Below are 15233 nucleotides of genomic sequence, written 5' to 3' on the forward strand. Positions count from 1 at the left end.
CAGCACAATCAAAGCACTCGAACTTCGGGTGCTTTTTCTTATTTATCAACTTCTTGCTTGTTTGAAAGTGCACAACGAATATGAATTTCAATTTGAGAATAATGTTGTGTCATTTTAAGCACCTCACCAAAGTCCACCCTAACCATATGTTTTAACTGAATTTAATGATTGGCATGCACTGTGCAGGATTACTGATAACAACTGACGTCGAGGGCTGAGGAATGGAAAACGTTAAGACCCGAGAAAGTAATAGTAAGAGCAAAGGCAAAGTGATCGTTCATGTCGTTCAGCATCTCGCACCTGGAGGCTTAGAAACCTTGGTTCTTGAGATGCTTCGCTTTGCCAAAGCAGAAGACTCCGTTTTTGTCATTAGCCTAGAGGGAAACCGGTACACCGCGCTAAACCATTGGGAAAAGTTGGCAGACTATCAAGACCAACTCCACTTTCTCAACAAACAATCTGGTTTGGATCTTGTCACACTCAAAGCGTTGAAGAAGACATTAAAACAACTGCATGCCGATGTGGTACATACCCATCATATCGGGCCTCTTCTCTACGGAGGCGTCGCTGCTCGGCTCCACGGCGTGAAGGCCTTAATCCATACCGAGCACGATGCGTGGCATCTTAACAACAGAAAAGCCGCACGATTGCAAACCGCCCTGCTCAAATTGCTTCGTCCTCAGGTTGTCGCAGACGCCGATTTTGTCGCAGAACAAATCATCAATAACTTGGGTTATGAACGAGTAAAAACGATCCACAACGGCATCGATTGCGAAAAATTCAAAGACGGCAATGGGCTGTTAGCTAAACAAACATTCTCGCTACCAACTGACAAGTTTATCATTGGAACCGCTGGCCGCTTAGAGGCCGTCAAAGGACAAGAAATTCTAATCAAAGCATTTTCGCAATTACCAGAAAGCACACACCTCGCGCTTGCTGGTTGTGGCAGCCAGCGAGATTTGCTTGAGGCACAAGTAAGGACTCTCGGCCTAGAAGAAAGAGTGACGTTTCTCGGGTTAGTCAATGACATGCCAAGCTTTTATCAAAGCCTCGATGTGTTTTGCTTGCCATCATTACAAGAAGGTTTTCCACTTTCGACACTGGAAGCACAAGCATGCGGCGTACCTTGTATCGCCAGCAATGTCGGCGCGGTAAAGGAAACATTATGTCCTCACACCAGTGCATTGGTAGAACCAAACCGAGTCCCAATGCTCGCGGAAGCGTTAACAAACTACTTATCACGACAATCTCGTTCACCACGAAAACACATTCTTAAGCACTTTGATATTCGCGATATGGTTAATCGCTATGCTGTTTTATCTGGGGAGACTTCTTATGAGTGATTTACTTTGGACAGCTGGTTTCGTTTTATCTGCGCTACTGATTATTTACCACCACGTTGGCTACCCCCTTGTTCTCAACTGGTTATCAGCTCATCGCAGAACAAGTAAAGTTTCCTCGAAACGAGGCGAAGGTAACTATAAAGCGTCAAAAAGCGACGGTACTTTACCCTCCATTACGGTGATCGTTCCCGCTTATAACGAAGAACAGTGGATAGCAGAGAAAATTCGCAACCTTGCTAGTTTAGATTATCCGAGAAATAAGCTTACCGTAGTAATTGCTTGTGACGGGTGCTCTGACAATACCGCTGATATTGCGCAAAACACCATTCAAGAAGCTATTTGTGCCGATACCTTGTTCATCATCCACGATCATCGAATCAACCGAGGTAAAGTGGCACTTCTCAACGCAGAAATGGAAAACGTCATTTCGGACATTACCGCTTTGAGTGACGTTTCTGCTCTGGTGTCGTGTGACTCTCTACTACTTGCTAGCCAGCACTACCAAAATGAAAACGTCGGCGTCGTTAATGCAACCTATCAAATCATGACAACCCAAAACGAAGGTGAAGCGGCATATTGGCATTATCAATCTCAAGTAAAATACAAAGAGTCGTTGATTGGATCGACCATTGGTTCTCATGGCGCGTTTTATACGTTTAGAACCAAACTGTTCACACCTTTAGAGCCAGAAATTATCAATGACGACTTCATTTTGCCCATGCGCATTGTGCTACAAGGATACGCTTCTATCTACGAACCTAAAATGCTCGCCATCGAGCTAGAAGAGAGCTCAGATTCTTCTGACTTTAAGCGTCGCCTGCGTATTTCTGCCGGGAATATGCAGCAATTCTTAAAACTAAAAAAGCTGCTGCTTCCCCGTTATCGTGGCACCGCATTTGCATTTCTATCGGGAAAGGTACTGCGTCTCGCGACGCCTTATCTGATGATCTTATGCTTGGTGAGCTCAATGCTGCTTGATCACTATCCAGCATTTCAGATTCTAATGTTTGGGCAGTTAACGGTATATCTCGTCGCGCTGATCACTTACTTTGTTCCGGTTTTTAATATATTCAAACCGTTCAAATTAATCAGTTACATGGTCGTAGGACATATCGCCAACTTTGCAGGTGGATTGCGTTACCTACTCGGAATGGAAAATGGGCGTTGGAAACGCATTAATCAATAAGGAAGTCATCATGAAGACATCACGCTACGATTCAAACATTCACCTAGCTAAGCGAGCTTTCGATGTTCTCATTTCGCTATTGATCTTAATCGTGACTGCGCCAATCATGCCTTTGATTGCTTTGGCGATTGTCATCGATTCGCGTGGCCCTATTATTTATCGTCAACTTCGTGTTGGACGCTGCACGCCAGAAAAAATGGATTTATTCGAAATCATGAAGTTTCGCACCATGTATGTCGACGCAGAGCAACGATCCGGCGCAGTTTGGGCATCGGCAAATGATCCACGTATTACGCCCGTTGGCCGTTTCTTACGCAAGACACGATTGGATGAACTGCCACAATTGTTCAACGTGTTGAAAGGTGAAATGTCACTGATTGGTCCACGCCCTGAACGCCCTGCTTTCTATCAAAAACTGGAAGACGAAATCCCATTTTTTGTCGAACGAACATACGGTGTGTTACCAGGCATCACTGGATTGGCACAAGTGAATCAAGGTTACGATTCTTGCATCGAGGACGTTCGTCGCAAGGTAGGTTTTGACCACAGTTATGCTCTGAGCTTGAGTTCTTTCTATTCTTGGATTTCGATGGACATTACCATTATGAGCAAAACCTTAGTCGTCATGATCGACGGTCGAGGTCAATGAGCCCACAAAGGTAGAAGCGTTACTCTTGCCACTGGCGACGCATGTTTTCAATCGTCGCTGGTGGTACATTATGAACACTTGAGTACTCACCGCGACAGACCTGAACTTCCACTTCAATCCCCTTCTTTTCACAATACTTTACATAGCGTTTCATTTCCCAGCGACGCACAAACGTGTTACTCACAATCACTGTCTTACCTTTACTGAGCCACTTGCGCGTTTGTTGAAAGCACCATTCATGCGCTTCTGCCAGCTTCGTACCGTCAAAAACATACTCGCCATTTTCATTCTCAAAATACATGTCAGCTTCAAAATGTTTTGCTTTGAGCTGTTTGGACAATTGTTTGGCCAGCGTTGTCTTGCCAGAGCCCGGCAAGCCACGAACAAGAAGGAGTTTTGCATTAGACATAATGGAAGGATTTTAGTGAAAAACCAGCAAACTGTACGCTATTTTTGAGGAAATGAAAGGGAAAGCAGCCACTAGGATCTTTCGTCTTCGTAACCTTGCTCTCATAAGCGTAAATAATTGAGCTCAAGCATTAATTTTTGTTCCCTCCAGTCGCATTTAAATCTAGAATGCGCGCGCGTTTATTGAGCTCAAAAAAATCACTAATACTTAATGACTTACTTAGTATCAACCAAAAACTTTGAGCTTTTAAATAAAGTCACTCTCAACCAATACTCCATCCATTATTCGATGGCATTTCATAAGGGTTTAGTCTTTGAAAAGAAGTCTTCTTTCAATCCTTGTCGCTTCGCTGCTGTTTGGCTGCGGAGGCGATGAAAACACACACTCAACAAGCACCACACCTCCAACGGTCGAACCAGATTTACCACCTGAACAACCAGATATTGGCGTAACGACCTACCAAGGTAAGCTGTTCATTAACGGTAAACAGATCACTGGCGATATTCAGTGTGATGGGCAAGACATCAGTGAGTCTGGTTACTTCACCTACGCAGCTTCAGAAGGCCATTTTGATTGTCAATTTGGTGGGGTGACTTTAGGTGAGTTCAGTTATCAGATCCCAGAACAAACTCGTATGGGTTCACAGCCAGCTGAATTAACGCAAGCCTATGACCTAAAAGACGTACTCGGCCGACACGCAAACAACGCCACTAAGCTCTTGAACAGGATCGACACATGTCCTACTCAGGACGCGCAAGTGTGTTTAGATGAAATCAACAGTTATGACATTCAAGACTTGTACGAAAGTGACGATCAAGCGGCGATTGACGAGTTTCTTAACCCTAGCGTAGCAAACGAAGGTGAGCAGCCAAGCGCGCACGTTGACCCAGAACTTCAACCAGAGGTCACTCCGGGCGCAAGCAACAACTTAACGGGGTCGTTTGTGTCTGCCAATGCAGAGGCGACTTACGAATACAAACCAAGTGCCGCCAACAAGCCGTTGACCAAAAGCCGCTTAACCGACTCGCAAGGAAATGCGCTTGCTGGCGTCGAGTTCTTTAGCCAATCCGCACGCGGAATCACGGATGCCGACGGTGAATTTGAATACCTTTGGGGTGAGAACCTGATCTTTGGTATCGACACCTTTACTCTAGGCCAAGTGAAAGGCAATAAGGTCAATTACCAACTTGCGGATTTAAGCGACAACCCATTGGTGAAACAGAACCTTGATGCGTTCGTTTATCGCTATGGCGTGTCTTCTGGCAACCACATTGAGATCAGCGATACTGTTCGTCAGGTGTTTGCACAATACCCGAACGTTATTAACGAGCTGATCAATCTGAGCCTACCAAACGGCGCAAAAATTGAAGGCACAAACTTCACCACGCCAAATGAGTTCGAAGCGCAATTCAGCCAAGGTTTAACACAAATCATTGATGGGCAACTAAAGCAAACGCGTCAATGGTCAGGCTTTACTGCGCCTATGCTGCGTACGATTCGTGCTTCTGGTAGCAATTATGTCACACAGTCTCTGCATCAGATTTATGCTGGTGTGGATAGCGTGCACATCTTCCATGATAACCATGGTTGGGGCGGCTCTGGTTACACACGTGCAATGCGCAACTTCAACATAACTAATGAAGCATTCCCTGTTCTGATGCCACGCAACGACAACAGTTACTGGCTTGGGTTTGGTGAAGAAGCGGCGTGGACACGTGGTTCAGGCAAAGATCAAAAAGCCTACATTGTGGATGCCACAACCATTGATGAAAACTCAACGGTCGTCATGCAGCGCCCAGAAGTAATTTCCAAACAAACCGCGGCTTTTAATCTACCAACCATGACGGCAGGTATGATTGGCTCAGGTAAAGTGGTGTTCTTGGGTAACGCGATGTACACCTCTATCTTCTCGTGTCCAGAAAACTACTGGGCAGGCGCAGATCTGGGCATCGACAGCGAAGCACAGCAATGTCGTTATAGCACGCCTCATAACCAAGAAGCGCAAGATGCGGATACTCGTACCGATCACGGCAGCATGCAAATCATGTTCAGCAACTTGATCGATTGGTTAGTACCGAACGCAACACAAGAATCTGTCGCGATTGCTACCAACATCAACAAAGGTCACGCATTCCGTTGGGATCGCAAAGAAGGTCAAATCTACGATTTCTTTGTCAATCCAAGCTATAAATTGGGTGAAATGGACGTATTAAGCAGCGGCCAGTTTGATTCATTAGATCCAAGTTCTACACCACTGCTTTTGCTTCAGTCTTACGAAATCAAAACCGATGGCTACGATACAAAGTCCGTCGTGTCTGACATCAACCAACCTAAGTTGGACGCAGACGACGTCACAGCGCTGATCGAGTTCGTAAACAACGGCGGTAGCATCATCTTCTTTGATGCTTTGGAAGAAAGTAACCCAGAGCCAATTGCTCGTTTAGCGGATGCGGCAGGCGTTTCTGTTGGCGGTGCGAACGTTGCCAAGACATTCCAATCTCTATGTACAGACAGCTATTGGTGTCACAGCACATCAGGTCCGAACGTGCCTAACTTGCATACCGTCGCAGAACACGATCTCGTGGTTTATGAACGTTATGCCGACACGACTAAGATTGAGATCAATGACAACGGTACGGTGACATGGCCGGGCAATATCGACATGCCTACCCTTGAAATACCGCTATACAAAGTCTCCATTGATGGACAAGAGCATCAACGTTATGCCTTCCACATGGTGAAGTCGGAACAAGAGAAACAAGCAGCAATCGCAGAGCTTCAACGCGAGTTTCCTGGCGTTCCGGTTTGTAAAGACGATTACCAATACGAAGTAAACTGTATTGAAGTGCGCGAAGGTCATGGCATTCCAAGCCGTGGTAACCACCATCGCCCAGATTTTACTCGTTACGAAATGAGCCCTGAAGTCGTGGATAGTATGGTAAAAGCGGCGAACTTAGGTGCCAATATTGATCGCCTACTTTCTCACGAGCTTTACTACCGCAGTAAAGGAGAGATTGGTGAACGCTTGTCGCAAGCTGAGCTAACTTCAACCTACGATAACCTATCCGTTTGGCTATGGAACGACGAGCAGTACGAATTCAATCCAAACGTACAAGATGAGCTTGGCTTCGAACGTGCGGTCGAAATGCTGAACTGCTACACGAGCAACGCACATCAAGGCGGTAATGTTTGTGGTCAAGAGACGCGAGAGCAACTTGCTAAATGGTCAATGATTACCGAATCAGGCGAGCTGAATCCGTCTTACCCTCTGAACTGGATGGAAAAGCCATTAACACGCATGATGTTAGGTCGCTCTTACTGGGATTTAGAGATCAGTGTTGATACGACAGGCTACCCGGGGCGTCCTGTTCAATCAGGCAGTGCAGCGAGCGTAGCGATTCATACCGACAACAAAACCGTGATTGGTACGGCAGGCAGCATGCAATCGACGGGCTTATGGGCGCCACAACTTGAAGAAGTCACCATCTCTGGTGGTGTAAAAGCGTCTATCAATGTTGCATTAGTGGATGACTTAACGGGCCGTGCAAACCACGAACTGAGCTTGAAACGCCCACCACGCGTGCAAAAGACTTTTCAATATGATGGCTCGTCTTTGAGCTTCAAAGTACCTTACGGTGGTTTGATTTACATTCAACCGCTAGAAGTGGATTATCGTGACGTTGTGACGTTTAACTTCACTGGTGTACTTCGAGCGTCTTGGTGGAAAGACGGTGCATGGTTAAACCCAATCAACACTGACGTCCCATTGGCAGAAATCGATTCAGGTCATTTCGTCTACACGACGCCAGTGAAAAACGTACTGGACACAGACGTACCTAAGTTTGCCGATGAACTGAACGCATTCGCGAACCATGCGAGTGATTTTTACGGACGTGATCAAGTTACGACAGAAGGAAAACACCGTCGATTTACATACGATGCCCTGCTCGCCAACCGACATCGCTTCGTGAATGATGCGCAAATCTCGATTGGTGCGGCGCACTCAGGCTACCCAGTTCAAAGCAACAGCTATTGGCCAACATGGACTGTCGTTCCATCAAACCCAACCAATGACTGGTTACTATGGCATGAAGTCGGACACAACCTTGCTTCAACACCGTTTATGATGGCAGGCTCTACTGAGGTCACCAACAACATTCTTGCGCTTTACATGCAAGAGCAGCGTGAATCAAAGCCATACATGGACCGCATTGCGAGTGATTTATCCAAGTCACCTTTATGGCTCGATCGCTTCGAAGGCCATGCTTGGAGTGAAGCGGATGTCGGCATGCGTTTAGCGATGTTCGGCCAGTTAAAGCTTTGGGCAGAAGACCATTTCAACATCGATGATTGGTATGCGAATCAAGCAGAGAAGCCGAGCATCTTTGGTGAAGACCAAGGCTGGAACTTCTTTAAACTCGCACACCGTAAAGCACGTGGTGACAGTATTGGCGACCAAGGCATCAACTACTGTTCTGCGCAAAGCAGCCAGTTAAGCCAAGGCGATCTCATGATGGCATGTACCTCATACCTGACCGGATATGATCTGGCAGATTACTTCCGTATGTGGAACCCATCAGAAACCAAAGCTAACCTGCCAAATGGCACTGTTGATTACTCTAATGGTTTAACGCCTGCAGGTTTCAACACGGTTGCGGCGATGGATTTACCGAAACCAGACAAATCACCTTCTGAGTATTTGTCTGTTAAGTAACCCGTAAGACGATAAAGCCGACAGAATTCGATTCTGTCGGCTTTTTTGTATCACTCAACTTGCTTTGACGAAGTGCCGAAGAGGAAAGCTACAAGGCCATCAACTCTCGCTTAGTTTGCTTATCCAGCTTTTCTATCGCATATCGAAACGCCGTTCTCGGCATCTTGCTATGCTTACGTTTCAAGTAGTCCACCACTCGCTCTGGTTCTTTTTGGGCCAACACTTTGAGCATCCAGCCATAACCCTTTTGCACTAAATAATGATCATCTTCGAGCAACAAATCCGCTATGTGAAAAGGCTCAGTCCCTTTATACAGGCCTTTATTGATCGGATAGATAAGCGTCACTGCGGCTGCACGCCTCACGGCAAAGTTATCACTCTTAACCCACTCCAATGTGCGAATAAACAGGCTGTTGTCTTGAGCAATAAGCGCACCGAGTGCATGGGTGCAAAAATCATCACAATCATTCCAATCGGTAATGTATTGATAAAGCCAAGATTCGAATCGATCGTACGTGGCGGCGTCATAATGCTTTTTCAATCTGAACGCCCAGTCAAACGCAATCACGCTTAATGCCCAATCACGCTCTGCCAGCAATGTTTCACACTGCTCAAAAACGAAGTCTGCTTGCTTTGTGTCTAAACTTCGAAAACCATCGGCAGAGATCGCCCTCACCAAGCCGGTGCGCACTCGCTTCTCTGGGTACCCAATCTCACTTAACTGTTGAGTTAACGTTTCTACAATACTCATTGTTTTTCTTTCTGTTCTTCCATTTCGATACGTTTAGCGTGAATCACTTTATTGGTGAACTATTTTGCTTGCTGTCTGCGTAACCACTCTTGTGCGGCATCACCCATGCTTGTTCCTTCTGCGTTGTTCATCCACTGCATAAAGCTACGGTCAAACTTGAAATCGTCTCCACATTTGGATTTGAAGTAACGACGTACATTTTGAGTGCTCTTATAGGAAGACGTAATTAACGTGTTGTCTTCAATATGGTTTTTATGCCAATCCACTTTGCTCATATGTCCCTTCTTCTAGGCTTGGTAGCGACTCCTTGCTCAAAGAAAGAGTGACATCTTCTATCAGCCACATCCACCTTGAGTCCTCGAATACTTCATTTTTGCCAATTCAGTCATATTTCCGTGGTTTATGTATTGTGCTGACAAGAATCCAAATTGGAACGGGACACGAATATTTACATATCTCGTTGTAATCAGTTTAAGAAAGAGTCGGTCTGCCATTAGGAACCTTCACTACTCAATAAAGGAATGAAAATGAAAGAAACGCTCCAACCAAAGCTTCAACGTCAGTTAGGATTAGGGCTGTTAGCATTGCGCTTAAGTATCGCGTTGGTATTTATTATGTGGGCGCTAGATAAGGTGCTGGTACCAGAGCATGCAATGAAAGTGTTCTCTGGCTTCTATGGTTTAGATATTTCGAGTGGATTTTCTGTCGCGTTAGGTATTGCCCAGTTGGTGTTCATCGGGATTTTTGTGGCTGGACTTTGGAAGAACCTGACTTATCTTGCGATTCTGGTATTACACGCAGGCTCGACTTTCTCTTCGTTTGCGAAGTACCTAGACCCGTTCAACAACCTATTATTCTTCGCGGCGTGGCCGATGCTTGCTGCGTGTTTCGCTCTCTACCTATTGCGAGATCATGACATCTATGTGTTGAGAAAACAGCCTCAACCGGTTACGGCTTAACTCACCACCAGCGGCTGAGACACAATAAAAAAGGGAGGCTTCACACCTCCCTTTTGCTAACTGAATATCGGCACTTCTACCATCGAAGTATGATAAAACGCGTAACGCCCTTTACCCAATTGCTTCGCTCTGTACACCGCCATATCGGAACAGTGCAGCAGAATATCAATATCGCGCCCCACGCCCTCTGTGAGAACAACCCCAATTGACGCGGTTAAACTGATATCAATGCCTAAACGATCCGCCGTACTTTGCAATTTAGCGAGGAACTTGTCTAGCTTTAGCTCTAATTCACGCTTCGTTCGAAACTCTTGCGTTAACACCACAAACTCATCACCACCAAATCGGCCTATGATGTCGCGCTTGTGGCCAAAACTCTCTCTCAACACCGCCACAAACAGAGCGATAACTTTATCGCCCGCTAAGTGACCGTATGTATCGTTGATGTACTTGAGGTTATCCATATCAAAGAAGATACAAGCTTTGGGCGTATTACTAAGAGACAACGACTTTTCTGCCCCTCGCAAGAAATACTCCCGCGTGAGCAAACCACTGCGTGAACAAAACACGCCATTGCGACTGGCTTGTAATACCAACTCAAAATGCTCTTTCAGCTCCATAGAACTGTCATTGAGAACCACTTGGCTCTCTTCTAAGAATCGGTCTAGAGGCTGCGTTAATCCAACGACTTGTTTACCCATCAATCGTGTTATCACAAGATAAATCGCGATGATAAGCAGGACGTTAACACCAAACATCGTTGTCCCTTCACCGAGTAAACTGCTGAACTTGGCTTTTGAAAGTAAAATCCAAGGCGTGTCCTCGATCTTGCGGAACTCAATGTATGACAAATCAAATGGCGAAGAATAAGTGAAGAAACCACCGGAAGAAGAATTCGATAAAGCGTGTAAATTGGCTTCCCGATCAAAGAGTTTTTCATAACCATAATTGAACAGATTGACACCAACATATTGTGCATCTCTGGAATGACTAATGACATTCAGCTCATCATCCAATAAGACACTATAAATATCATCTTCGTTGTCCGTTTTTAACGCATGTTGAATCTCACTAAAGTGAATCGATGCTGAAATGGTCCCCTGCAAATCCCCTAACAAGTCAAACATTGGACGGCATAGGACATACACAATGTTGCCATTACTGATGTCTGTAAGTACATCGGTCATGACGGTCTTTTGGGTTCGGATTACTTGATGAAAATAGTCTCGATGTGCGATGGAATGGACTTTGTTATTGTGCGTGCTGACCATATTCCCAACGCCATCACTGAACCCGATCCCTGCCAATTCAAACGCTTCTTTATAAGACACAGCCCGAGAGGCTCGCTCTTTCAGCGACAATTCTGATTCGGTGAAATGCTCATCATTGCTCATAGCCCGCAACAAATCACGATACCCACCAACGATGGTTCCTAGGTTTACTTCAGCCGATTTCACGTGGTAGCGAGCAAGACTCTTTGCTTCATCGACTTGTTGGTAGGCCCAATAGGTAAAGTTGGTAAATAAAGCGATAAAGACAATTGGGACGGTGTAGCGGAGCGTTACTCTTTGAAGACTTCGAGATACATTCATGACTTAATTGTTGTTGTGACATTGTCGTATTTTAAAATACGTATTCTAATCGATGGGTGACACGTCTTATTTGCGCCCTTTAGCTGTAATCAGAGTACAAATTACATAAAATGCAAGCGCTGACGTTTGGCATTCTCATTAGCAAGAAAGCAAACAAATTATACCTACCCCTGTATATCGAAACAGCAACTTTCTCCCGAGTTACGACAAAACATTTTCCATGTACAACAAATGGTTTTTATCGATACGTTTCATTACTTTAAATAAACGATATAAATCTAATAGGAAGGGAGTTATTGATATTTTTGAAACCATATCCTCTTAACAAACTGCACCTTTGTCGCAAGAGTCACACTTTTTGGATTGTATAAGTATGAATTTTTCTACACCATTTCTAACAAATGAGATACATAAACTACACTTTTCATATCAATCTCTTGGATATGGACGTGCACTGTGGCTGGATCGCTTTCATGGAATAACCTCTCCGTAAAACACAAGCTGTTTTGCTTAGTTTTCTTACCCATCGTTTTGTTGCTCTTTCTGGCGGGACAACAAGTCGTTAGGTTGTCGACTCAGGCTCAAGATCTTGAAAGAGCACATTTGTTCTCTGACTACATGGACCAGGTTTCGTATCTTTACAACCTGCCTAGCAATCCAGACGTAACCGATAAAGCGGTGATGATCAAAGGTACAACTGAGAAACTCAATGCCACCGCCACTCTCATTTTTGCCGATAAAGGCGTTGAAATGGCGGACTTGTTGTCAAGCCTAGAAGAAGCAAGTTTGTCTCTCGCGACCAGTACAGACATGGATGAGCGTCTAGACTTAGCTGAATGGCGCGCCGACACTTACAAACAGATTCTTTTGGCTTTAGAAAAAATCCCTTTTAACAATGCCACGGTTGAAATCCAAAACCATCTGTCTGCTTTAATGCAAATTGAGTGGCTAATGTTCTGGTCGAAAGAAGAAAACCGTTTAAGCCAGTACCTAATTTATTCCGTTGAACAAAACCAGTACTACGACACAGACATCGGTAGCGAGATTGAATCCTTAGTCAAAAATCAACAACTGTTTTTAGAGCGCTTTGTAACCCTTAATGCTAATCAACAACAAGTTGAGTTGTTAATCGAAACCTTCACAAATGAAGTATTCGTTCTTAGCCAAGAATTCCGTGCTTATCTGTTCAGTGAACAAGAGTTGAGTACCCTACCTCCCCAAGAAGTCGCGACGGGTTTGACTGCTCTAAACGGCCGTCTCGAACTGCTACAAAATGTCGATAATAAAATGACTGACCAACTTAATGCTGACGTTGATCATGCCATCTCCATTGCCAACCAACAGCGGCTCATGTTCATCGGCGTGATGTCGTTAATCACCATTTTGGTCATCAGCCTCGCAATACGTTTAGTACGTAAAGTGACAGGCAACCTAAACCTTGTTCTCGAGTTTTTACGCCGCGACAGCTACAGCGAAGAGTCGCCGCTCGCAGAATTAGTCAAAGGCAAAGACGAGTTGAGTAAGTTCGCTCAGGAAGTAGAGCGCCTGAGTTACGAACGCGAACAAGCGAAAGTGAAATTAACCCAAGCAAAAGAGGATGCGGAGCGTGCGAAAGACGACGCGATTAAAGCCAGCAAAGCAAAAAGCAGCTTCCTTGCTAACATGTCACATGAAATTCGCACACCACTTAATGGGGTAATTGGTATATCTGAAGTGCTTTCCGATACCTCATTAACAGCCACACAGCGTGATTACGTCGATACTATCGAAACCTCGTCTCAGTTACTACTTAGTCTGATTAACGACATTCTGGATTTCTCCAAGATTGAATCGGGCATGTTGCTGATCAGTCCACATTCAACCTGTGTGCGTGAATCTATCTACGACATTGCTTCTATTGTTTCTCCAAAAGCCAAAGAAAAAGGCATCGACCTTAAGGTAAACATTAGCCGTAATACTCCATTCCGCTTGATGATTGATGATCACCGTTTACGCCAAGTGATCATGAACTTTATGTCTAATGCGGTGAAGTTTACCGAAAGTGGCACTGTGTGCCTGTCGGTATCAACCCATTCCGTGTCGGGTTCTTACGCGGTAATGGAGTTTTCAGTGCAAGATTCCGGCATCGGTATTGATGAACAACAGCAGAAAAAGATATTCGAACCCTTCGCACAAGAAGACGACTCTACAACGCGCCAATTTGGAGGCACTGGGCTTGGCTTAGCGATCAGCACGCAACTGGTAGAGCTGATGGGTGGAAAGATCCAATTGGAATCTGAGAAAGGCCAAGGGAGCCGCTTCTTCTTCCAACTGACTTCTTCCGTAGTCCAACTAGATTTTGACTCAAAGCATACCGCTCATAACAGTCAGGTTTGGCTGGTTTGTGACGACCCGAATATGGAAAGTACCCTACGTGATGAGCTTAATTTCTATCGCATCGCGATGCATCAATCCGTAACGTCATTAGATGAGCTACCGACATGGATCAATGACAAAGAACAGGTGGTTGTGATCTATGCCGAGACTCGTCCTAATGCAGCCAAAGCCAATGAAGACATCTTCCACAGACTGGAAACACAGAATGTTCGTCTGTGTTTAGTGAAGCATTTACACAGCGGTCAATTTGACTTCGGTCAGAGCGTGAGTGCCATCATTACTCAACCACTGCTTGGTCAACGTTTAGTGAAAGCACTTGAAAGCTGCGAAGCAAAATTCACCCAAAAAGCACAACTAGCCGTAACCAGTGTCGCGAATACCAGAGCTAAAATATTGGTGGTTGATGACAATACAGTAAACCAAAAAATTGCTGGATTGCACGTGACCAAAGCGGGCTTCCCTTTCGATTTAGCTGCAAATGGTGCCGAAGCCGTTGCAATGTTCAAAAAGAGCCAATACGCATTGATCTTAATGGACTGCATGATGCCTGTCATGGATGGCTTTGAAGCGACAGAGAAAATTCGTCAGATCGAGCAAGATGAAAACCGCAACTACCGCATCCCTATTATCGCCTTAACCGCGAGTGTGGTGGATGACGATATTCAGAAGTGTTTTGATGTTGGTATGGACGACTACGTCCCGAAACCGTTCAAAGCGAATGTGTTGAAAGAGAAACTGGCAAAAGCTGCTAACGTACCAGTTGTCGACGCTACGATTAACAACATCAGTCCAGCCCCAGTTAGTCATGTGGATAACCATCAAGCAGCGGCTCTAAAAGAAGAGCCTTCAATCACGATCCTACCGAGTCGCTCTGAGCGTATTCTGTTAGTTGAAGATAATACCGTAAACCAAAAAGTAGCATCATTGTTGTTAAGTAAAGCTGGTTATGAGTTTGAGATTGCAGAAAATGGTCAAATTGCCGTGGATATGTTCCAACAAGATAATGGCTTTGACATCATTTTAATGGACTGCATGATGCCGGTGATGGATGGCTTCCAAGCGACCAAAGAAATCCGAGCATATGAAAGAAACTCTGGTCTACCGAAAACACCGATCATTGCATTAACCGCCAGTGTTGTGGATGACGATATTCAACGTTGCTATGACTCAGGTATGGATGCCTATGTACCGAAACCGGTGCGGAAAGAGAAACTTCTTCATCAAATTGAAAGCGTGATTTAACGAAAAGGTTGA

General features: G+C 45.0%; 10 protein-coding genes. 6 read left to right on the plus strand and 4 right to left on the minus strand.

The features are described 5' to 3' along the window. Nucleotides 1–221: 221 nt before the first annotated feature. Genes ATB76_RS04875 through ATB76_RS04885 form a run of 3 tightly spaced genes read left to right on the plus strand, consistent with a single transcriptional unit; the run spans nucleotide 222 to nucleotide 3178 of the window. A complete protein-coding gene (locus tag ATB76_RS04875; protein WP_061034786.1) occupies nucleotides 222–1343 on the plus strand; it encodes a glycosyltransferase in 1122 nt (373 codons plus the stop codon). After that, nucleotides 1336–2529, plus strand: coding sequence for a glycosyltransferase family 2 protein (locus tag ATB76_RS04880; RefSeq protein ID WP_061034787.1), 1194 nt, complete (start codon nucleotides 1336–1338; stop codon nucleotides 2527–2529). The genes ATB76_RS04875 and ATB76_RS04880 overlap by 8 nt, the downstream gene beginning before the upstream one ends. Nucleotides 2530–2539: 10 nt before the next feature. Next, nucleotides 2540–3178 carry a sugar transferase gene (locus tag ATB76_RS04885; RefSeq protein ID WP_038872769.1) on the plus strand — a complete coding sequence of 213 codons (639 nt, stop codon included), beginning with the start codon at nucleotides 2540–2542 and terminating at the stop codon, nucleotides 3176–3178. Between the two features lie 19 nt (nucleotides 3179–3197). Here ATB76_RS04885 and ATB76_RS04890 read toward each other — a convergent pair whose 3' ends face one another. Further along, nucleotides 3198–3587 carry an ATP-binding protein gene (locus tag ATB76_RS04890; RefSeq protein WP_038872641.1) on the minus strand — a complete coding sequence of 130 codons (390 nt, stop codon included), beginning with the start codon at nucleotides 3585–3587 and terminating at the stop codon, nucleotides 3198–3200. A gap of 313 nt (nucleotides 3588–3900) precedes the next feature. On the opposite strand from ATB76_RS04890, the gene ATB76_RS04895 reads away from it, so the two are divergent. Next, on the plus strand, nucleotides 3901–8301 hold the full coding sequence (locus tag ATB76_RS04895; protein WP_061034788.1) for an SslE/AcfD family lipoprotein zinc metalloprotease: 4401 nt from the start codon (nucleotides 3901–3903) through the stop codon (nucleotides 8299–8301). An 88-nt stretch (nucleotides 8302–8389) separates the two neighbouring features. On the opposite strand, the gene ATB76_RS04900 is transcribed toward ATB76_RS04895, so the two are convergent. Both ATB76_RS04900 and ATB76_RS04905 read right to left on the minus strand, forming a co-directional pair. After that, nucleotides 8390–9052, minus strand: coding sequence for a DNA alkylation repair protein (locus ATB76_RS04900; protein WP_061034789.1), 663 nt, complete (start codon nucleotides 9050–9052; stop codon nucleotides 8390–8392). Between the two features lie 59 nt (nucleotides 9053–9111). Continuing rightward, nucleotides 9112–9327, minus strand: coding sequence for a DUF6434 domain-containing protein (locus ATB76_RS04905; RefSeq protein WP_061034790.1), 216 nt, complete (start codon nucleotides 9325–9327; stop codon nucleotides 9112–9114). A 252-nt stretch (nucleotides 9328–9579) separates the two neighbouring features. On the opposite strand from ATB76_RS04905, the gene ATB76_RS04910 reads away from it, so the two are divergent. Continuing rightward, complete coding sequence (locus ATB76_RS04910; RefSeq protein WP_061034791.1) at nucleotides 9580–10011, plus strand: hypothetical protein; 432 nt, start codon at nucleotides 9580–9582, stop codon at nucleotides 10009–10011. A gap of 56 nt (nucleotides 10012–10067) precedes the next feature. Here the strand turns inward: ATB76_RS04910 and ATB76_RS04915 are convergent, their stop codons facing one another. After that, a complete protein-coding gene (locus ATB76_RS04915) occupies nucleotides 10068–11603 on the minus strand; it encodes a diguanylate cyclase (protein ID WP_061034792.1) in 1536 nt (511 codons plus the stop codon). Between the two features lie 456 nt (nucleotides 11604–12059). Between ATB76_RS04915 and ATB76_RS04920 the strand changes: the two genes are divergently transcribed. Continuing rightward, the gene (locus ATB76_RS04920) at nucleotides 12060–15221 is read left to right on the plus strand and encodes a response regulator (protein WP_061034793.1); all 3162 of its coding nucleotides are present in this window, start codon (nucleotides 12060–12062) and stop codon (nucleotides 15219–15221) included. The last annotated feature ends 12 nt before the right edge of the window (nucleotides 15222–15233 follow it).

The organism is Vibrio sp. MOR3, assembly GCF_001557775.1.
Lineage (GTDB): Bacteria > Pseudomonadota > Gammaproteobacteria > Enterobacterales > Vibrionaceae > Vibrio > Vibrio jasicida.